This window comes from Saccharopolyspora sp. NFXS83, from assembly GCF_026241095.1.
Lineage (GTDB): Bacteria > Actinomycetota > Actinomycetes > Mycobacteriales > Pseudonocardiaceae > Saccharopolyspora_C.
Genome location: NZ_JAPFGB010000005.1, coordinates 13,872 through 33,419 on the forward strand (window position 1 = coordinate 13,872; position 19,548 = coordinate 33,419).

Annotated in this window: 19 protein-coding genes; 7 read left to right on the forward strand and 12 right to left on the reverse strand. The window is 71.0% G+C overall.

Features of this window, described 5'->3' with window-relative positions; genetic code table 11:
- Positions 1-31 precede the first annotated feature (31 nt).
- Complete coding sequence (locus OOZ19_RS06905) at positions 32-901, forward strand: SAM-dependent methyltransferase (RefSeq protein WP_266089172.1); 870 nt, start codon at positions 32-34, stop codon at positions 899-901.
- 27 nt (positions 902-928) lie between these two features.
- On the opposite strand, the gene OOZ19_RS06910 is transcribed toward OOZ19_RS06905, so the two are convergent.
- The gene (locus OOZ19_RS06910) at positions 929-2,245 is read right to left on the reverse strand and encodes an LLM class flavin-dependent oxidoreductase (RefSeq protein WP_266089173.1); all 1,317 of its coding nucleotides are present in this window, start codon (positions 2,243-2,245) and stop codon (positions 929-931) included.
- 14 nt (positions 2,246-2,259) lie between these two features.
- Complete coding sequence (locus OOZ19_RS06915; RefSeq protein WP_266089174.1) at positions 2,260-3,258, reverse strand: ABC transporter substrate-binding protein; 999 nt, start codon at positions 3,256-3,258, stop codon at positions 2,260-2,262.
- A 390-nt stretch (positions 3,259-3,648) separates the two neighbouring features.
- Here OOZ19_RS06915 and OOZ19_RS06920 point away from each other — a divergent pair, with 390 nt between their 5' ends.
- Positions 3,649-4,065, forward strand: a complete 417-nt coding sequence (locus OOZ19_RS06920) for a universal stress protein (protein WP_266089175.1) — start codon at positions 3,649-3,651, stop codon at positions 4,063-4,065.
- Between the two features lie 237 nt (positions 4,066-4,302).
- On the opposite strand, the gene OOZ19_RS06925 is transcribed toward OOZ19_RS06920, so the two are convergent.
- Positions 4,303-5,088 (reverse strand): enoyl-CoA hydratase/isomerase family protein, encoded by a 786-nt coding sequence (locus OOZ19_RS06925; RefSeq protein ID WP_266089176.1) that lies wholly within the window; start codon positions 5,086-5,088, stop codon positions 4,303-4,305.
- Positions 5,089-5,200: 112 nt separating this feature from the next.
- Between OOZ19_RS06925 and OOZ19_RS06930 the strand changes: the two genes are divergently transcribed.
- Positions 5,201-5,917, forward strand: a complete 717-nt coding sequence (locus OOZ19_RS06930; RefSeq protein WP_266089177.1) for a dienelactone hydrolase family protein — start codon at positions 5,201-5,203, stop codon at positions 5,915-5,917.
- A 9-nt stretch (positions 5,918-5,926) separates the two neighbouring features.
- Here the strand turns inward: OOZ19_RS06930 and OOZ19_RS06935 are convergent, their stop codons facing one another.
- The 6 genes from OOZ19_RS06935 to OOZ19_RS06960 form a co-directional block, all read right to left on the reverse strand.
- On the reverse strand, positions 5,927-6,847 hold the full coding sequence (locus OOZ19_RS06935) for an AEC family transporter (RefSeq protein WP_266089178.1): 921 nt from the start codon (positions 6,845-6,847) through the stop codon (positions 5,927-5,929).
- Between the two features lie 318 nt (positions 6,848-7,165).
- Positions 7,166-8,122: an SAM-dependent methyltransferase gene (locus OOZ19_RS06940; RefSeq protein ID WP_266089179.1), complete on the reverse strand. Its 957-nt coding sequence runs from the start codon at positions 8,120-8,122 to the stop codon at positions 7,166-7,168.
- A gap of 242 nt (positions 8,123-8,364) precedes the next feature.
- The gene (locus OOZ19_RS06945; protein ID WP_266089180.1) at positions 8,365-9,168 is read right to left on the reverse strand and encodes an IclR family transcriptional regulator; all 804 of its coding nucleotides are present in this window, start codon (positions 9,166-9,168) and stop codon (positions 8,365-8,367) included.
- A 148-nt stretch (positions 9,169-9,316) separates the two neighbouring features.
- On the reverse strand, positions 9,317-10,633 hold the full coding sequence (locus OOZ19_RS06950; RefSeq protein WP_266089181.1) for an MFS transporter: 1,317 nt from the start codon (positions 10,631-10,633) through the stop codon (positions 9,317-9,319).
- Positions 10,634-10,844: 211 nt separating this feature from the next.
- Positions 10,845-12,137, reverse strand: a complete 1,293-nt coding sequence (locus OOZ19_RS06955; protein WP_266089182.1) for an enolase C-terminal domain-like protein — start codon at positions 12,135-12,137, stop codon at positions 10,845-10,847.
- 15 nt (positions 12,138-12,152) lie between these two features.
- A complete protein-coding gene (locus tag OOZ19_RS06960; protein ID WP_266089183.1) occupies positions 12,153-13,118 on the reverse strand; it encodes a 5-dehydro-4-deoxyglucarate dehydratase in 966 nt (321 codons plus the stop codon).
- Between the two features lie 231 nt (positions 13,119-13,349).
- Here OOZ19_RS06960 and OOZ19_RS06965 point away from each other — a divergent pair, with 231 nt between their 5' ends.
- The 3 genes from OOZ19_RS06965 (at position 13,350) to OOZ19_RS06975 (ending at position 16,316) form a co-directional block, all read left to right on the forward strand.
- Positions 13,350-13,766, forward strand: a complete 417-nt coding sequence (locus tag OOZ19_RS06965; RefSeq protein WP_323055107.1) for a helix-turn-helix domain-containing protein — start codon at positions 13,350-13,352, stop codon at positions 13,764-13,766.
- Positions 13,763-14,599 carry an alpha/beta fold hydrolase gene (locus OOZ19_RS06970; RefSeq protein ID WP_266089184.1) on the forward strand — a complete coding sequence of 279 codons (837 nt, stop codon included), beginning with the start codon at positions 13,763-13,765 and terminating at the stop codon, positions 14,597-14,599. The genes OOZ19_RS06965 and OOZ19_RS06970 overlap by 4 nt, the downstream gene beginning before the upstream one ends.
- A 172-nt stretch (positions 14,600-14,771) precedes the next feature.
- Positions 14,772-16,316 carry a PstS family phosphate ABC transporter substrate-binding protein gene (locus OOZ19_RS06975; RefSeq protein WP_266089185.1) on the forward strand — a complete coding sequence of 515 codons (1,545 nt, stop codon included), beginning with the start codon at positions 14,772-14,774 and terminating at the stop codon, positions 16,314-16,316.
- A 49-nt stretch (positions 16,317-16,365) separates the two neighbouring features.
- On the opposite strand, the gene OOZ19_RS06980 is transcribed toward OOZ19_RS06975, so the two are convergent.
- A complete protein-coding gene (locus OOZ19_RS06980; protein ID WP_266089186.1) occupies positions 16,366-16,995 on the reverse strand; it encodes a class I SAM-dependent methyltransferase in 630 nt (209 codons plus the stop codon).
- 265 nt (positions 16,996-17,260) lie between these two features.
- Here OOZ19_RS06980 and OOZ19_RS06985 point away from each other — a divergent pair, with 265 nt between their 5' ends.
- Complete coding sequence (locus tag OOZ19_RS06985; RefSeq protein ID WP_266089187.1) at positions 17,261-17,800, forward strand: AAA family ATPase; 540 nt, start codon at positions 17,261-17,263, stop codon at positions 17,798-17,800.
- A gap of 33 nt (positions 17,801-17,833) precedes the next feature.
- On the opposite strand, the gene OOZ19_RS06990 is transcribed toward OOZ19_RS06985, so the two are convergent.
- Positions 17,834-18,361: a DinB family protein gene (locus OOZ19_RS06990; protein WP_266089188.1), complete on the reverse strand. Its 528-nt coding sequence runs from the start codon at positions 18,359-18,361 to the stop codon at positions 17,834-17,836.
- An 84-nt stretch (positions 18,362-18,445) separates the two neighbouring features.
- On the reverse strand, positions 18,446-19,414 hold the full coding sequence (locus tag OOZ19_RS06995; protein ID WP_266089189.1) for a GlxA family transcriptional regulator: 969 nt from the start codon (positions 19,412-19,414) through the stop codon (positions 18,446-18,448).
- Between the last annotated feature and the right edge of the window lie 134 nt (positions 19,415-19,548).

Below are 19,548 nucleotides of genomic sequence, written 5' to 3' on the forward strand. Positions count from 1 at the left end.
ATCACCCGGTTGTGACTGAAGGACCACACGTATGAGCGATGTTGACGAGGACCCGTTCCCCCCGCAGAGCGCGGATCTGACCAAACCGAGCGTCGCCCGGGTATACGACTGGTATCTCGGCGGCAAGGCCAACTGGGCCATCGACCGCGAATTCGGTCAGCACGTGATCGACGAATACCCGTTGTTACGCCCGATCGCGATCAGCAATCGACTCTTCCTGCACCGCGCGGTGCGGCACCTCGTGGCCCGCGGGGTGCACCAGTTCATCGACATCGGTTCCGGGGTGCCCACGATGGGCAACACGCACTCGGTGGCCGACGAGGTGGAACCGGGCTCCAAGGTCGTCTACGTCGACCACGAACCGGTCGCGGTGGCGCATTCCCAGGTTCTGCTGGAAAAGCACGGCGACCCCGCGCGCCACGCGGCGATCAACGCGGACTTCCGCAACCCGGAACGGCTGTGGCAGCGCGCGATCGAAACCGGCGTGCTGGACCTGGAGCAGCCGGTCGCCATCCTGCTCATCGCGGTGCTGCACGTGCAGCAGCCCGGCCCGGACGGCGAGGACATCTCGTCGCAGGTCATGAAGCGGTACCGGGAGCTCCTCCCGCCCGGCTCCTACCTGGCGCTGTCGCACCTGACCGATGACGGGGTGCCCGCGGAGCTCGACGAGCAGCTCGTCGGCATCAAGCAAATGTACGACAACTCCTCCAGCCCGGTGATCTGGCGCAGCCAGCAGCAGATCCGCGAGCTGTTCGGCGACTTCGAGATGCTCGAACCGGGCATGGCGTGGACGACGGACTGGCACCCGGAGGACCGCAGCCCGAACTTCTCGCCGGAGCTGGACTTCAGCGAATCCGGCCAGGCCGCGATCTGGGCGGGCGTCGGGCGCAAGCAGTCCTGAAGCGCCCGGCGATCACCTCGGTGCTGCTCAAGGGCGATCAACACCGAGGTGATCGCGCAGGGTACGCCCGTGGTATTCCGTGCGGAATAATCCTCGGCGCTGGAGTTCCGGGACCACGTGATCGAAGAAGTCCGTCACCCCGCCGGGCACGTAGGCGGGCATCAAGACGAATCCGTCGCAGGCACCCGCTTCGCGCCAGCGCTGCAACTCGTCCGCGATCGTCACCGGCGATCCGGCCACCAGCGGGAACGACAGCGTCGCGGCGTATTCCGCGCCGAGCTCGCCGAGCGTGAGACCGCGTTCGACGGCGTCGGCGATCACGTGCTGGAACCGGCCCTTGCTGCCGCGGATCTCGTCGCGGACGTCGGGCACCGGCCCGTCCACCGGATACCGCGAGAGGTCGTGGTTCATGCTGGCGGACATGAAGGTGAGGCCCGCGATGGGCAGCACCAGCGACCGCAGCTCCCGCTCGATCTCCGCGGCGTGCTCGTCGGTCTCGCCGACGATCGGCATGATCCCCGGCAGCACCCGGACCTCGTGCTCGGCCCGGCCCGCTTCCCGCACCTGCTCCTTGAACCCGCGGTAGAACCCCACGCCGCGTTCCAGGGTGGGCGCGACCGCGAACACGAGGTCGGCGTTCTCTGCCGCGAGCCGCTGGAACACCCCGGACGCCCCCGCTTGGACGATCACCGGACGACCTTGGGGCGGGCGCGGCACAGTGAGCGGTCCGCGGACCTGGAACCACTTCCCGTCGTGGTCGGCGTAGCGGACCTTGTCCGAGTCGGCGAACCGCCCGGCCCGCTTGTCGGCGAGCACCGCGCCGTCGTCCCAGGTGTCCCACAGCGCGCGCACCGCGGTGAGGAACTCCGCCGCCCGCTCGTAGCGGGTCCCGTGGTCGAGGTGCTCGGTCCGGCTGAAGTTGCGCGCCTCGCCGTCGCTGACCGAGGTCACCGCGTTCCACGCCGCTCGCCCACCGCTGAGGTGGTCGATGCTGGCGAACATCCGCGCCACGTGGAACGGCTCCGAGTAGGTCGTCGACGCCGTCGCGGCCAGCCCGATCCGCTCGGTCACCGACGACAGCGCCGACAGCAGCACGATCGGGTCGATGTGGGTGTTCGGCCGGTGTTCCAGCACGGCGGCGAAGTCCCCGCCGTAGATGTCGTCGACGGCGAGCTTGTCCGCGATGAACACCAGGTCCAGCTTGGCCCGCTCGGCCGCCTCGGCGAGCCGCCGGTAGTGGTCCAGGCCGTGGTCACCGGGCGCGTCGGCGGCGGGGTGGCGCCAGCCGCCCGCGTGGATCCCGGCGTCGCTCAAGTAGAGCGCGAGGTGCAGTCCTCCGGTCATCGTCGCGCCCCCGCTCAGTACAGACCGCGGTCGACGTGCTCGGCGATGGCCAGGTGCTCGCGCAGCACGCCGAACTCCCGGTAGTTGTCGGCGACCTCCTGCAACTGGGCGATCACCTGATCGTCGACGGGCCCGCCGGTCCGCTGCGAGCGGTCGGAGACGAGCCGGGCCACGTTCGGCGGGCGGTGGCTGAGCTCGCCGTAGATCCGCGCGTTCTCCGCCGGCTCCGCACGCGCCCAGTCGAGCGCCTTGTTGTACCGGCCGACGAAATCGCGCACGGCCGCGCGGCGGCCCGGATCGTCGAGGGCTTCCTGGTAGGCGTTGATGAAGCTCAGGCCGTGGGCGAGGCCGTTCGCGTCGCGCAACACGGTCGCTCCCTGGTCGAGCTGGGCCGCCGCGGTGTACGGGTCCCAGGTGGACCAGGCATCGATGGCGCCGGAGCTCAGCGCCGCGCTGGCGTTGACCGGTTCGAGGAAGCTGATCCGCACCTCGTTCGCGGGCACCCCCGCCTCGCGCAGCGCGCTGAGCAGCAGGTAGTGCCCCACGCTGCCGGGCGTCGTGGGCGAGACGGTCTTGCCGCGCAGGTCTGCGACCGAGGTGATCGGCGATCCCTTCGGCACCACGATGGCCAGCCCGTACTGCCGCACCGACCGGGTCGCCGAAACGATCTTGATGTCGGCGCCGGAGCCGAGGGCGTTGAGCGTCGGCGCGTCGCCCGCCAATCCGATGTCGACCGCGCCGCTGCGCAGCGCCTCCAGCAGCGGCGCGGCGGCGGCGAACTGGGACCAGCGCACCTCGTACTGCTTGCCGTCGAGCACGCCCGCGGCCTCCACCAGCGATTGCTGGATGCCCGCCTGGTCCCCGACGGTCAACGTGACCTTGGTGAGGTCGACGCTGCCGTCCTCGCGGACCGCGGAGTTCCCGCCGCAGGCCGCCGCGGCGAGCGGGCTCAGGGCGATCGGGGCGACGGCCAGCTTGGTCAAGAAGGAACGCCGCGTGGAACGGGTCGACATGGAGCCTCCAACAAGAGCGCGCGGACCAGGGGGGCGCGCGAGATGAGCGGGAACGGCATTCGTCCGCAGCGGACTGCTGCGGAGAGGGGAGGAATCAGCGGCGCCGGGACGAGTCGGCGGGGCCGGGCCGGGTCAGCGGTGACAGAGCGCCGAGGACACCCGGGACAGGTCCACGTGATCCCGAGTGGTGAGCATCGGCCGCTGCGGCATGCCGAGAACGTAGCCAGGCCACGGCACCGCCGTAAACCCAATCCAACAGGTTGGGAATGCGATCGGCATCACCCCCACACCGCCACCGACTCCCGAGCGGAGGTGATCTCCCCTGGTCAGCGCCGCGATGCGACCAATCGGAAGGTGCGGCACGGTGAGACTGCCGCAGGGAGGGCGAACATGACCGAGACCTATCAGATCGTGACCGGAGTGGACGGCTCCGCCTCGTCCCGCGCCGCGCTGCGCTGGGCGCTGTGGCACGCGGACCTGACCGGGGGTGCGGTCACCGCGCTGATGGCGTGGGACCTCTCCCCCATCTACGGCTGGGCGCCGGAGGACGCCGGCCACGTCACCGCGCAGACGCTGCGGGAGTCGGTGCACGACGTCGCCGGTGAGTCGCGGGTCCCCGTCGAGCGCGTCGTCGTGCAGGGCAGCCCGGCCAAGGCGCTGCTCGAGGCCGCAGCCGGCGCCGACCTCCTCGTCGTCGGCAGCCGGGGCCACGGCGGCTTCACCGGGGCGCTGCTCGGCTCGGTCGGCCAGCACTGCGTGCAGCACGCGCCCTGCCCCGTCGTCGTGGTCCGCGAAGGCACCCGCTGACCCGGCACCCTCCGCGGCACCGCTGTCGTGCGCGTGCGCAACTTCTCGCGGAGTCAGAGTCCGCTCGCCCGCGAAGAATCCTGGACCACAACGCCGTGATCTGGGGTGCCGCCCGTTCGGAGCGGGCCGCTCGGGGACGGGCGGAGTTCGAGCTCTCGCGAGAATGCGGGGTGGGGCGGGCGAGACCCATCCGGGTAGCGGCGGAGCGGAGTCGGGAGTGTGCGCGGAGGTGCTTGCTCAGTCGAGGGCGGTGAAGTCGGGGGTTCGCTTGGCGAGGAAGGCCCGGACGCCCTCGTCGCACTCGGCGGAGGTGAACGCCTGGTCGCTGGCGGCCAAGGAGCGGCGCAGCATCTCCTCGTCGCTCTCGTCGTCGGTGGCGTTGATGAGGGCCTTGCACAGCCGCAGCGAGGTGCGCGGACGCCGCGCCAGCGTCGCCGCCCACTCCTTCGCGGTCCCGAGCGCTTCCCCGCGTTCCACGACCAGGTTCAGCAGTCCCCAGGACAACGCGGTGTCCGCGTCGATGGGCTCGCCGAACAGCATCAACTCCTTCGCCCGGACCTGGCCGACCCGCCGGGTCACGCGGAACGTGCCCCCGCTGCCGGGGAAGATGCCGAGCTTGATCTCCGGCAGCGCCAGCCGGACCTGCCGCTCCGCGATGAGCAGGTCGCAGCACACCGCGATCTCCAGCCCGCCGCCGTAGGTGAGCCCGCCGAGCGCGGCGATCGTCGGCACCGGCAGCTCGGCGAGCCGGTTGAACGCCGCGTTCTGCCTGCGCAGCTTCTTGTCCACGACCTCGCCGGGCCGCATCATGCGGGGGAACTCGGTGACGTCCGAACCCGCGCAGAACGCCCGCTCGCCCGCGCCGGTCACGATCACGACCCGCGCGCCGTCGCGCTCGACCGCGTCCAGCGCGGCCTCCAGCGCACGGGTCGTCTCCAGCGACACCAGGTTCATCGGCGGATCGTCCAAGGTCAGCACTGCGATGCCGGAGTCGAACTCGTACCGGACGGACTCGGGTGCCACGGGTGTCCTCCACTGCGGTCGTCGGGGCGCACCGCCCATCGTGGATCACCGGCCGCGACGGCCCGCACCCGCCCGAGCCGCTCGTACCGCCGGGGTTGCCTAGGGTGGTCGCATGGCTGAGAAGATCACCGGAGAGTACGTCGCGGTCGGCACGTCCCGCGCTTACCTGGCGCGCCCGGAGGTGGACGAGGGCGGCGGGATGCTGCTGCTGCCGATGCTGACCGGCATCGGCGAGCAGGTCCGCGAGTTCGCCGCGGACCTCGCCGAGGCCGGGGTCACCGCGTTGTCCTGGGACCCGTGGGACGGCCCGAGCGCGGACGACACCGGGCACGAGGAGCTGGTGCGGCTGATGGGCCTGCTCGACGACGAGGCGGCGCTGGCCGAGCAGCAACGCCTGCTCTCGCACATGTTCAACGAGCTCGGCCTGGCGCGGGTCGGGGTGATCGGCTGGTGCCTCGGCGGCCGGTTCGCGCTGCTGCTCGGCGGTCGGGACAAGCGGCTCGCCAACGTGATCGCCTACCACCCGACGGTGCCGATCCCGGCGGCGCCGAACCACGCGCTGGACGCGGCCGAGCACGCCGCCCGCATCGACGCGCCGGTGATGATGCACTACCCCGGCGCGGACGACCTGGTGCCGCGGGAGAGCTTCGACGCGCTCAACGCCGCGCTCACCGGCCGCTCCCGCGGGGCGAGCATCGTGCACACCTACCCCGGCGCCGAACACGGCTTCAGCGCCCGCGCCCGGCAGTCGAATCCGGTCAACGAGGAGGCCTACCTCCACTCCTGGCCGCAATCCCTGAGCTTCGTCCGCACGACGACCCTGCGGTGAGGTGATCTCCTACCCGAGCAAGGCGGCGATCACGCCGATCCCCGGTACCGCGAGGATGGTCGACAGCAGCACCGACTCGCGGGCCAGCACCAGCGAGGTCTCGTAGCGGGCCGCGAAGGTGAACAGGTTCTGCGCGGCCGGTAGTGCCGAGGTCACGACGACCGCGAACAGCTCCCCCTGCGCGAGGCCGAACACGAAGTGCCCGAGCGCCCAGGCCACGAGCGGCTGCACCACCGACTTCAGCGCCACGGTCAGGAACACGACGCGCTTCTCGGGGCTGCGTCCCGGCAGGCTCGCGCCGCGCAGCGAGATCCCGAACGCCAGCAGCACGCCCGGCACCGCCATGCCGCCGAGCAGGTTGATCGGATCGAACACGGCTTCCGGGATGTGCAGGCCGGTCGCGGCGACCGCCACGCCGCCGAGCGAGCCGAGCACCACCGGGTTCCGGAACGGCGTGGTGAGCCGGGCGGTCCACGAGGTGCGCGCGCCGGGCCGCGAGAGATCCAGCACCGCCAGCGCCACCGGTGTGATGACGAGTTGCTGCAGCAGCAGCACCGGGGCCACCAGCGAGGCGTCGCCGAGCACGTAGACCGCGATCGGGATGCCGAGGTTGCCGGAGTTGACGTAGCTGGAGCACAGCGCGCCGATCGTGGTGCGCCCGATGTCCCAGCCGCGGATCACCCCGGCCGCCACGAACAGGCCCGCCGCGACGAACGTGCTCAGCGCGGTGATCAGCAACGGCAGCGAGGCGATCACGGAGAGGTCGGCGCGGGCCAGCGTCGTGAACAGCAGGGCCGGGGTGCCGACGGAGAACGCGAGCCTGCTCAGCACCTCTTGGCCGTGTTCGCCGAGGGATCCGCGCCAGGCCACCAGGTAGCCGACGGCGATGATGGCTCCGATGACCGTGAACCCGGTGAGCACTCCGGTCACGCCGGCTCCGATCGGCGAGCGGGGTGCGGTCCCCCGCGCCCAGCGCGGTGCGCGCGACTCATCGGTGCGACTCCGATCCTCGACACGACGGGTCCGGCCGCACCGGGAAGGGCGGGACTCCGGAATGGTGCCCGCTGATTCGTTCGGGCACTACCGATTCGAATCGGAGACTAACCGACCGCCGCGCTCGCGAAAATTAGCCACGGCAATGACATATATCATGATGTGAACCGCACCGGGTTCTTCCACCGGCAGAACACGTTCACATGGTGGGAAATCCCGGCACGGTCCTGATTGGTCCACAGAGGACTCGCGCGATCAGATCAATTCGGCGACCCCGCACCACGTCTCCGATTCCTCCGGCGCGGGATCTCCCGGTTCCGACCGCGGGCCCCGCCATTGCGGCGTCCACACCACGCCCGGTTCCACCAGCCGCCATCCGTCGAACACCGCTCGCACCCCGGCGTGGTCGCGGTGGGTCACCTCGGTGCCGGACTTCGCCAGCACCTCCCGCAGCGCGCGGGCGGCGTCGGGCAAGTGGTCCTGCGTGGTGTGCGAGACCACCAGGAAGCTGCCGCGCGAGCACCGGTCGCGGTACGCGGCGAGCATGTCCTCGATCCCGTCCTCGTCGCTGACGTAGTGCAGCACCGCGACCATCAGCACCGCGACGGGGCGGGAGAAGTCGAGCAGCTCCCGCGTCGGATCGGCGTTGAGCACCGCCGCCGGATCGCGGACGTCGGCCTGCACCATCGCCGCGTTCGAGTTGCCCTGCAGCAGCTGGCGGGTGTGCGCGGCGGCCACCGGTTCGTTGTCGACGTACACCACGCGCGCGTCCGGGTTCCGCACCTGGGCGATCTCGTGGGTGTTGCCGCGAGTGGGAATGCCCGAACCGAGGTCGAGGAACTGGTCGATGCCCTCGTCGACGCAGAATTCCACGGCGCGGCGCAGGAATGCGCGGTTCGACCGGGCGACGGCGGGCCCGCTGGGCATCACCGCGAACACCTGGTCCGCCACCTCGCGGTCGATCTTGAAGTTGTGGTCGCCGTTGAGCGCGTAGTCGTACATCCGCGCGGCGTTGGCGTGCTTCACGTCCACTCCCGGAATCGCGTGGAGGGAGAAGTCGGAACCGGGCCCGCGCCCGGACTCCGGCTCCCTGGCAGCAGGAACCGCGGGCGCCCGCGGCGGAGTCGCCCGCGCGCCGGAATCCGGTGCCCCCTGCTCGGGCACGACCGGACCGGCCGCACCCGTTTCGCGCTGTCGTTCGCCCCGCCCCATCGGACGCTCCCCTCAGCCCGTTCCCCTGACCGAGCTCTCCCCGATCCCGAGCCTGACGCCACCGACCGGCCCCGGCAAGCCCCACCCGGACGAACCGGATTGCACCCGACGGGCAGCACGAGAAAGACAATCCACTGTGGACAAGACGAGAACGGCCCGGGCCGCGCGCGTTTTGATCACTGCGCTGGCAGCGGCGAAGCCGCTGAGCAGTGACCACCAGAGCGACAACCGGGAGAAGAAGCTCAACGCCAGGAGACCTGCGAGGTCGGCCAGCGCAGGGCTGCGCGCTCGATCTCGTCGCGTGCCCGCAACATCCGCTCGATCGCCTCCTGCTGGATCTCCGCAGTCACCCGCGCGGTCGGCATCGAGCAGCTGATCGCGTCCTGCACCGGCCCGTCGTAGCGCAGTGCGACGCCGATGCAGTGCACGCCGACGTTGCTCTCCTCCCGTTCGATCGCGTAGCCGCGCGCCCGAGTGGCGACCAGGTCCGCCTTCAGCTCCGCGCGGTCCAGCGTCGACTCGGTGAACTTCGGCAGCGGATCCGGCAGCAGTTCGTCGATCTCGGCGTCCTCCCGCTCGGCCAGCAGTGCTTTGCCGAGCGAGGTCGCGCTCGCCGGGAGCCGCCTGCCGACCCGGCTGAACGGGCGCAGGTGGTGCTTGGACTCGCGGGTCAGCAGGTAGACCACGTCGGCGCCGTCGAGCCGGGCGAAGTGCACCGTCTCACCGAGGTCGGCCACCAGGTCGTCCAGGTACGGCTTGATCTCGGCCACGCGCAGGTCGCCGTCGATGTAGGAGGTGCCGACCAGCAGCGCCCGCACCCCGATCCCGTACAGCGAGCCGGTGGCGTCGGTGCGGACCCAGCCGCGCGCGACGAGGGTCTGCAGCAGGGCGTAGAGGCTGCTGCGCGGAACCTGGGTGCGTTCGGCCAGTTCACGCAGGTTCACCGGTTCGCCGTCGAGACCGCCCAGCACCTCCAGGACCTCCACCGTGCGGGCTGCCGATTTGACGTCCCGCACCCCTTTCTGCCCGTCCGCCATGCCGCTCATCACGCACTCCCCTGCGACCGGAAAACCCCCGGCCACCACGCCTTTTCCGCAAAGCAACACCGTACACATCGGCGGTGTCCGCAGCCGCCGAAGGGCACCGCGCCGGGCGGGCCGGGACGCGCCGGTCCCGGCCCGCCGAGGGGCCCGCTCAGACGGATGCGGGCTCCGCTCGCCGCGCGCGGCCGATCAGCGTGGCCAGGCCCGCCGCGAGCAGCGACGCGATCGACAGCCCGTAAAGACCGACCGTGGTGGAGCCGGTCGACTCCTCCAGGAACCCGATCATCGTGGGCGCGACGAAGCCGCCGAGGTTGCCCAGCGAGTTCACCAGGGCGATGCCCGGAGCCACGATCTTGCCGTCGAGCCCTTGCTGCGCGATCGGCCAAAAGATCGACGCCGAGCACTTGAACCCGATCGCGGCCACGCACATCGCCAGCACCCCGAACCACGGACCACCCAGCGTGGTGAGGAACGTGCCGAGCGCCGCCACCAGCAGCGCCGCCGTGACGTACGGGCGTCGGACGCCGGTGCGGTCGGTGAACCGGCCCATCGCGTACATCGCCGCGATCGCGCACGCCCACGGGATCGCCGTCACGAGCCCGACGCCGAAGTCCGGCAACCCGTTGATGCCGTCGACCAGGCTGGGCAGCCAGAACGTGATCGTGTACCCGGTCAGCGAGATGGCGAAGAAGATGAAGCACAGCAACAGGACCTGCGGGTTCACCAGCAACCGCAGCTTGGAGACCCGCTCGCCCGCGTCTTCGCGCCGCGCGTCGTCGGCGGCGACCGCGTCCCGCAGCGCCGCCTTCTCCTCGGTGCTGAGCCATTTCGCGTCGCCGATGCGGGACACCAGGAAGAACGCGGCACCGATGCCGATCACGACCGAGAGCACGCCCTGGCACAGGAACATCCACTTCCAGCCCGCGAGCCCGGCGACGCCGTCGAGTTCCAGCAGCGCGCCGCTGACCGGACCGGTCACCACGTAGGCCCCGGCGGAGCCGCCCAGGAAGATCGCGACGGCCCGGCCGCGGTACCGGTCGGGCAGCCAGCGGGTGAAGTAGTACATGACACCGGGGAAGAATCCCGCCTCGGCGACGCCCAGCAGGAACCGCATCACGTAGAACGTGGTGGTGTCGGTGATGAACGCCATCGCGAACACCACCACGCCCCAGCTGATCATGATGCGGGTCAGCCAGACCCGGGCGCCGAAGCGCTCCATGAGCATGTTGCTCGGCACTTCGAACAGGGCGTAGGCGACGAAGAACAGACCCGCCCCGAGCCCGTAGGCCGCGGCCCCGATGCCCAGATCGGCTTCGAGATCGCCGCGCACGAACCCGATGTTCGTGCGGTCCATCTGGTTGATGATCAGCATGAGCACCACGAGCGGGATCATGCGTCGGAAGAACTTGCCGACCGCGCTGCTGAGCACGGCCTCGTCCGCTGCGGACGTCGGCGGCACCGTCGTCATTGACGTCTCTCCGGGGATGTTTCGGTCCTCAGCGCGCGAAATCCGCTCGCCGAGGTACACCGTTCGTCGTTCGTCGTCCTGTCAGCGGCGATCACCCGAGCAACCGGCACCGCAGCGGGGTCTCAGCGCTGCTCTCGCGAGGACGGCGAGAGCACCGTTGAGGTTCCGCCACCCGACCACCCGGGCGACTCGTTCCGGGAAAGGCCCGAAATCACCAGACGGGGAAGGAGGGGGCCGTCCAATCCGGGTGCACGCGGCGCATCGCGGCGGCGTCGTCGCGGTCGCGCACGTCGCTGTCGAGCCAGCGCCTGTGCAGCGCCGCCAGCGACTCCCGGTCGAGTTCGATGCCCAGGCCCGGCGTGTCGGTGACGTCGACGGCGCCGTCGGTGAAGGTGTGCGGCACCGTGATGACGTCCTCGGTCTGCCACGGCCGGTGCGTGTCGCACGCGTAGTACAGCTCGGGGATGGTGGCCGCGACGTGGGTCATCGCGGCGAGGCTGATGCCCAGGTGCGTGTTGGAGTGCATCGAGAGCTGCTTGCCGTAGGTTCGGCACACGGCGGCCAGGTCCTGCGTGGCGCGCAGCCCGCCCCAGTAGTGGTGGTCGGAGAGCACCACCTGCACGGCGTCGCTGGTGAACGCGGCGGGTACCTCGTCGATCGCGGTCACGCACATGTTGGTGGCCAGCGGGAGGCTGGTCTTCGCGGCGACCTGCGCCATCTGCTCGGTGCCTGCGGTGGGGTCCTCCAGGTATTCGGCGACGCCTTCCAGCGCCGCGGCGACCTCCAGGCTGGTCTGCACCGACCAGGCCCCGTTGGGGTCCAGCCGCAGCGGGGCGTCCGGGAACGCCTCGTGCAGCGCGTGGATCGCCGCCACTTCCTGCTGCGGCTCGAAGGCGCCGCCCTTGAGCTTGAAGGACTTGAACCCGTAGCGGTCGGCGAACCGCCGGGCCTGCTCGACCACGCCCGCCGGGTCCAGCGCCGCGCCCCAGTCGTCCTCGGGCTCGCCCGCCACGGGGTGCTCGGCCCAGCGGTAGAACAGGTAGCCGCTGTACTCCACCCGGTCCCGGACCTTGCCGCCGAGCAGCGCGTGCACCGGCAACCCGGTCTCGTGCCCCAGCGCGTCGAGCAGCGCCACCTCGAATCCGGACACGACGCTGTGCACCAGCTTCACCTCGGTGCGGGCGCCGCGGAGGCCTTCGGCGACGACGGTGTTGTCGATCTGCGCGATGTCGACTTCGGCTGCCGTCGCGGAGACGCGGGCGAACAGGTCGTTGCGGGCGGTCAGCGGCTGTCCGACGAGTTTCGGGCCGAACGCCTGCGCGATCTTCAGGTAGTCGGTGTCGCCGTAGGTCTCGCCGATGCCGCTGACGCCGTTGTCGGTGACGACCTCGATGATCGTGCGCGGGGTGTACGGCTGGTGCACGCCCTGCACGTTCAGCAGCGGCGGGTCGCTGATCAGGATCGGGGTGACGCGGACCTCGACGATGCGGGTGCTCTCGGACATGGGTGTTCTCCCTGCTCAGGCCTGGTCGACGAGCGCCAGGCCCGTCTTGATCAGCTTGTCGAGGTCGGCGATGTCGGTGGCGGAGGGATCGACCAGCGGCGCCCGCACCGGGCCGACGGGCAGGCCGCGCAGCCGCGCGCCGGCCTTCACCAGCGACACCGCGTACCCGGCCTTGCGGTCCCGGAGTTCGACCAGCGGGAAGTAGAACTCGCGCAGCAGTTCGTCGACGCGCCCCTGCTCGTCGGCGCGCAGCGCGGCGAAGAAGGCCTTCGCGATCTCGGGAGCGAACGCGTGCACCGCCGAGGAGTAGGGGCTGATGCCGATCGCCGAGTAGGCGCGGGCCTGCATCTCGGCGGTGGCGGCTCCGTTGAAGAACAGGAAGTCCGCCGGGGTGCTCAGCTTGAGGCGCTGGAGCCCGTCGAGGTCGCTGTGGCCGTCCTTGATGCCGATGACGGTGGGGATCTCGGCGAGCCGCGCGGCGCTCTCGGCGCTGAACCGGACGTAGTCGCGCTGGTAGGCGATCAGCGGCAGCGAGGTGTGCTCGGCGACCTTGCGCACCTGCTCGACCAACCCGTCCTGCGGGGCTTTGACCAGGTAGTGCGGCATCAGCAGCCCGGCGGCGGCACCGGCGTCCACGGCGCGTTCGGCGAACTGGCGCGCCACCGCCCAGCCGTAGCCGACGCCCGCGAGCACCGGGATCCGGCCCTCCGAGACCTCCACGGCGGTCCGCACCACGGACGAGTACTCCTCGGGCGTCAGCGAGAAGAACTCGCCGGTGCCGCAGGCGATGAAGAACGCGGCGGGGTCGGCTTCGGCCTGACCTTCCAGGTAGGTCCGCAGGCCTGCGAGGTCGAGCTCGCCTGCCTCGGTGAACGAGGTGAGCGGGAAGGACAGCACACCGGCGTCCATCCGTTCGCCGAGCCGGGCGGCGAAGCGGCTGACGTCCTGCGCCGAGGTGTCCCCGGACGAAGTCGAAGTCATGAGCATCTCGTCTTCATATGTAGACGGCGATTCCTTATGTAGACGAGATTAGGAACCCGCGCCTCCCGCTGTCAACGCTTCCCCGCGCCTCCGCCCCCGAACCACTCGACCGCCCCACGCCCGCGACGCCTCCGCCGACCAGGACCCGTCCACGCGGAGCCGCTCGGAGTTCATATATCCGCAAAGTTCGCCATCGCTCCCTGATATCGTCCCGACAGGGAGTGATGCGGAGTGGTTCAGCAGTGGTATTCCGTGGAGCAGGTGGCCGACCTGCTCGGGCTGCACGTCAAAACCGTGCGCGGTTACGTGCGCGACGAGCGCTTGAACGCGGTTCGGGTGGGCAAGCAGTACCGGATCTCGCGCGACGACCTGGCGCGGTTCACCGGTGCGCGCACGGGTCCGGCCGCCGTCGACCGGCACGTCGAGACGTCCAGCTTCGTGCAGATCGATCCGATCGACCGCGCGGCGATGGACCGGCTGACCTCGGCGGTGCTGGGCTCGCTGCGCGGCGAACCCGGCGAGCCGCCGCTGCGCGTGGACACCACCTACGACGAGGAACGCGGCAGCCTCAAGTTCATCGTCATCGGCTCGCCCACCCGCACCGCCGAACTGCTCAAGCTCATCGACGTGCTCGTGGAGCAGGTATGAACTCGATCCACACTTCCGAAGCCGGGGCCGAGCTGCTGTCCCGGCTCTACCGCGAACAGCTCTCGTCGTGGCCGGTTCCCAGCGACCACCGGTACGTGCCGACGTCCCACGGCGAGACGTTCGTGCTCAGCTGCGGCCCCGCGGACGCGCCTCCGGTGCTGCTGCTGCACGGTGCCGCCACCAACGCGCTGAACTGGTTCACCGACGCGCCCGCGTGGGCGCGTGAATTCCGGCTGCACGCCGTCGACCTCATCGGCGAACCCGGCCTGAGCGCGCCGTCCCGTCCACCGCTGACGACGGACGCCCACGCGCGCTGGCTCGACGAGGTGCTCGGCGCACTCGGACTGGAAACCGTTGCGGTGGTGGGAGAATCACTCGGCGGCTGGGTCGCGGTGGACTACGCGAGCAGGAGGCCGGGCCGGGTCTCTCGGCTGGCGCTGCTGTGCCCCGGCGGACTCGGCAGGCAGCGGCGGGAGAAGGTGCTGCTGGCCGCGCTGCTGATGGTGCTCGGGCGTCGACGTGCGGCGATGTCGTGGTTGTGCGGAACCTCCGACATCCCCGAGTACGCGCGCATCGTCTCGGCGCACTTCCGCCCCCGCATGGAAAAGCTCCCCCTCTTCACCGATGCGGCGCTGCGCCGGTTGGCCATGCCGGTGCTGGTGATCGCGGGCGACCGGGACCGCATGTTCGACTCCGCCGGCACCCGGCGCAGGCTGGCGCGGGCGGTCCCGCACGCCGTCGTGCGGCGACTGGCGGACGACGGCCACTTCCTGCCCCGGCAGACCGGCCCGATCGCCGAATTCCTGCGCTCGCGGGGAGGAACGCACAGCTGACCGGCCCGGCTCGACGGGTGGACGCCACCGCCCACCGGGCCGAAGCGGATCCGGCGCGGCCGATCACCCAAGAACCGGTGAACGATCCCTGAACGATCGGCTTCCCCGCCCCGGCTCGTGGAAGCCGCTCCTAGTTTCGGCTCCACGCGTTGGTGTTGGCGAGGAGCCGATCGTGAGCGATTTTCCCTGGGAAGCGGCCTTGGCGGCGCTCGGTGTGCTGGTGCCCATCGGGCTGGCGCTCTACGAGTTCGCGGTCGTGGGCCGCAAGCGGCTCGGCTACCGGGTGCAGATGGACACCACGGCCACCGACGCCGTGCACTCCATGTACGAGACGACCGGCGCGCTCCAGCAGCTGCGGCGGGCCGGGGACGGCGAACCGCTCGTCGCGCCGTCCTTCGTGCTGCTGCGCATCGAGAACGACGGCGCGACGAACATCGTGCCCGAGGACTACTCGGTGCTCGACGACGACAAGGTCGGCATCCGGGTGCACTTCCCCGGTCGCCACGTCGCGGGCATGGTCGTCACCGAGCTCAGCAGCGACTTCCTGCGCCCCTCCTTCGGCCCGGACTCCGGCCTGCACGTCCACGACGACGTGATCGAACTGCCCAAGGTGCCGCTGAACCGGGGCGCGCACTACAAGGTCCTCGCCGCGCTGGACCACGCCTCCGACGCCGAGGCCGAATCGGACCCGAAGGTCGTCGGCGGCATCCGCGGCGGCGTCGGCACCGGCGCCATCCGGGAGACCAGCAACCACGACCGGGCGCCCCGGCGGATCCTCGCGCTGGTGTTCTTCCTCGTGCTGATCGTGCTGGGGCAGCTCGCGGTCTCGCAGCTGACGCCCCGCGGTTCGCTCGAATGCGCCCAGGGCCGGTTGACGCTCACCGGGTCGAGCGCGTTCCGCGAGGTCGGGATGAAGGCCGCCGAGTCCTACCAGCGCAGCTGCCCCCGAGCGAAGATCGACTTCGCCTTCAGCGACAGCGGAAGCGGGTTGAACTCCCTGACCGCGGCGGGCAAGGACCGCCAGGACGGGCATCCGGAGATGATCGCGTTCTCCGACGGGAAGAAGCGCGACAACCTGCCGATGCTGGTGCCCCGCCCCATCGCGCTGTCCCTGTTCAGCCTGGTCGTCAACAAGGGCGCCCAAGTCCAGGACCTCGAACCCGAGCAGATCCGGCAGATCTACGCCGGCGAGGTCGGCAACTGGGACCGGTTCGGCGGGGCGAACCTCCCGGTCCGGCTGGTCAGCCGAGAAGTCGCCTCGGGCACCCGGCAGACCCTGGAGAAGCAGTTGCTCGGCGGTGCCTGGGAACCACCGGAGAACTCGCAGGACTGCGAGTCGCGCGCGCCCGGTTCCCCCGTGAGCGTCGTGCGCTGCGAACTGCCCGGCACCGACGAGGTCATCGACACCGTCACCAGAACCCCGGGCGCGATCGGCTACGCCGAGGCGGGCGCGGCCAGGGCCGCCAAGGACCGCGGCGAGCTGTTCGCGGCCCGCATCGGCGGCCAGGAGCCGACAGCCGACGGCGCCAACGACGGCGCCTACCCGTTCTGGGAGACCGAGTACGCCTACACCTACGGCGAACCGCAGGCGCATTCGCTGACCGCGAGCTTCCTGCGCTACCTCACCACCCAGGTCGGCAGCGACATCATCCGCGAGCAGGGCAGCCACGTTCCCTGCGCGAACCTGGACGAACCGCTGCAGTGCCGTCCGTCCTGAGCCGCCGCGCTGGAACGCCCCGACCCCGACGCGGGGCGTTCCAGCGGGCTCAGCGGCGGCGGGCTCGAGCCAGCCACGCCGCGGAGTCGACGACTCGGCCGTCCTCGACACCGAGGCGACGGGCATTGTCGTCGAAGGCGATTCCCCGGTAGCTCGTAGTGCTCACGTCTTCCAGGTCCCAGCCCTCGGCGAAGGCGGTATCGAAATCACCCCTGGTCACCGTCGGCCCGATGCTCTCCTCGACGTCGGCCAGGGCGAGGACGTGCACCACGGCACCGGGTTCACTCGCCTGGTGCAGTGAACGCGCGTAGGCGACCCGGTCCTCCGGGCCGAAGACGTGGAACAGCGCGCTGTCGAGGATCGTCTGGAACCGGGTCGCTCCGCTGAACCGCAGCGCGTCCGCGACGTCGAACCGGGCGTCGACGCCCTGCCGTGCCGCGTTCGCGCGGGCCCGTTGCACCGCGTTCCGGGAGGAGTCGACGCCGAGCACGTCGTATCCCAGGCGGGCCAGGTGGATCGCGTGCTCACCGGTGCCGCAGCCGACGTCGAGCACCGCTCCCCCGAAGGCACCCGAACGTTCCAGTTCCACGACGGCGGGCTGCGGTGCGCCGATCACCCACGGCGGGTCTCCTGCCGCGTAGCTCTCGTCGAACGTGGCGATCGGAACGGTGTGGTCCATGATGATGTCCTCCTGGTTCGTGGGGATCGGGCGGATCCGCGCGCCACCGCGAGCAGGGCGGTTGGAGCTCGCGGGAGGCGAACGGCGCCGCCCGATCTGGATCCACGCTAGAAGTTCGAGCGAACTCGAAGTCAAGCGCCGTGGCCGCGATTCCCCGCCGACGTCGGGAGGATTCCGCAGGAGTGCTCCCGGTGGTGAACGGCGCGGGCGCGCAAGCCGGCGGTGATCGGATCGTCCGGCCGGACCGGGCGGGGAGGAGGGCGTCGTGCCGACAGTGCGGCGGATCGTCGTGACGGGCGGGCCCGGTTCCGGCAAGAGCACCTTGCTCGACCGGCTCGGTGCTGCCGGGTACACCCGTTCCGACGAGGCGGGACGCGGCGTCATCCGCGATCAGCTCGCAGTGGGGGGCGTGGCGCTGCCGTGGGCCGATCGGGCGCTGTTCGCGGAACTGATGCTGTGCTGGGAACTGCGCAACTACCGGACGGCCACCGGTGGCACCGTGCTCTTCGACCGCGGCCTGCCCGACATCGCCGGGTACCTCCGCGTCGAAGGGCTTCCCGTGCCCGCGCACGTGCACGCCGCCGCGCGGGATTTCCGCTACGAGCGGCGGGTTTTCATCGCCCCGCCCTGGCCGGAGATCTACCGCACCGACGCGGAACGCACGCAGTCGCCGGAGGTGGCCCGGCGCACCTGCGAGGTCATGGCCGAGACCTACGCCGAATACGGCTACGAACTGGTGGCACTGCCGAAGGCGCCCGTCCACGACCGGGCCCGCTTCGTCCAGGACGCCCTCGAAGACCGCTGAGGCAGCGCCGGCCGATCCGTGCGGAAGGGGCTCCTAGGCGAACCCCCACTCCGCGCCGAGCTGTCGCGTGGTGTTCGCGCCGTCGATGCTCTCGCGGATGATGTCGGCGTGGCCGCTGTGCTGCGCGGTCTCCCGGATCAGGTGGACCAGCACGTGCCGGGCGGACCACTCGGTGCCGGGCGGGAACCAGGGCGCCTCGGGTAATCGGAGCAGCACGTCCAGCGAGGACAGCTCGGTGGCGGCGCGTTCGGTGTCGCGGGCCGCGTGCCGGTAGTCGTCGATGAGCTCCACGAGCGTCTCGCCGGGCCGCATCCGCAGACCCGCCCTGCTGGCGTCGGCCTCGGTCTCCTCCCGGAACAGCTGCCCCCGGAGCGTGCGGGTCCACTCCCGTTCCACCGCCGTGACGTGCTTGACCAGCCCGCCGAGCGTGAGTTCGCTGACCGTGCTGCGCCGCGCCGCGCTCTCGTCGCTGAGCCCCCGAACCGTCATCAGCAACGCGTCGCGCTGCTCGGCGAGCATGCCCAGCAGTTCCACCCGTTCTCCCGCACCCGTCGTCGTCATGACAAACCCCCTCGTCGCCACTCCCCGCCGACGTTAGACCGCACCCCTGACAATCCCGCCGACCGCGGAGAGCCGCGTCCGAGCTCAGACGACGACCGGCTCCCGGTCCGGAGCGCTCCCCCGGAAGGCCTGGCGGTAGCGGGCGGGGCTGGTGCCGACGACCCGCTTGAACCGGTCCCGGAACGTCGTCGGCGAGGTGAAGCCGACCTGTTCGGCGATGCGCTCCACGGGGTGAGCGGTCGTTTCCAGCAGGTGCTGCGCCCGCCGCAGCCGGGCCCGGTGCAGCCACTGCAACGGTGTCGTCCCCGTCTGCTCCCGGAACCGCCGGTTGAGCGTGCGGCTGCTCAGCGCGGCTCGCCCCGCGATGTCGGCCAACGTCAGCGGCAGGTGCAGGTGGTCCTCCAGCCAGCACAGCAGCGGCTGCACGCTGGCCCCGTCCGGCGCCGGTGGCTCGTGCACGATGAACTGCGCCTGCCCGCCGTCCCGCTCCAGCGGCATCACCGCGAGCCGCGCCGAATCGGCGGCGACCGCCGAACCGTGGTCGAGCCGGATCATGTGCAGGCACAGGTCCAGGCCCGCCGCCGCTCCCGCCGAGGTGAGGATCCGCCCGTCGTCGACGTAGAGCACGTCGGGGTCGACATCGACCAGCGGGTGCCTGCGGGCCAATTCGGCTGCGCCGATCCAGTGCGTGGTCGCCCGCCGCCCGTCGAGCAGGCCCGCCTCGGCCAGCGCGAACGCGCCCACGCAGATCGAGGCGATGCGACTGCCGCTCGCCGCCGCCGTCCGCAGCGCTTCGAGGGCCACCGCGGGCACCGGGACCGCCACGTCCGCCTGGCCCGGCACGACCACCGTGTCCGCGTCGGCGAGCCCGTCGAGCCCCCACGGGGTTCGCAGCGTGAACGCGCCCGCGCTGACCTCACCGGACACCGAGCACACCCGGACGTCGTAGGCGGCGGATCGGTCCGGCAGCCGGGCGCGGCCGAAGGTCTCGACCGGGATGGACAGGTCGAAGGCGACGACCGGGTCGAGGGCGAGCACGGCAACGGTGTGCATGGCGGAACCTGTTCGTCGGCGACAGCTCGGGAGGGAGCCGAGTCCACTGCTACCACCGGCGCTGAACCGATGGCCAGAATCCGGTGCAAGCTGACGTTTTCGCCACAGTCCCCGTCCTGGCCCCCGTACCTAGC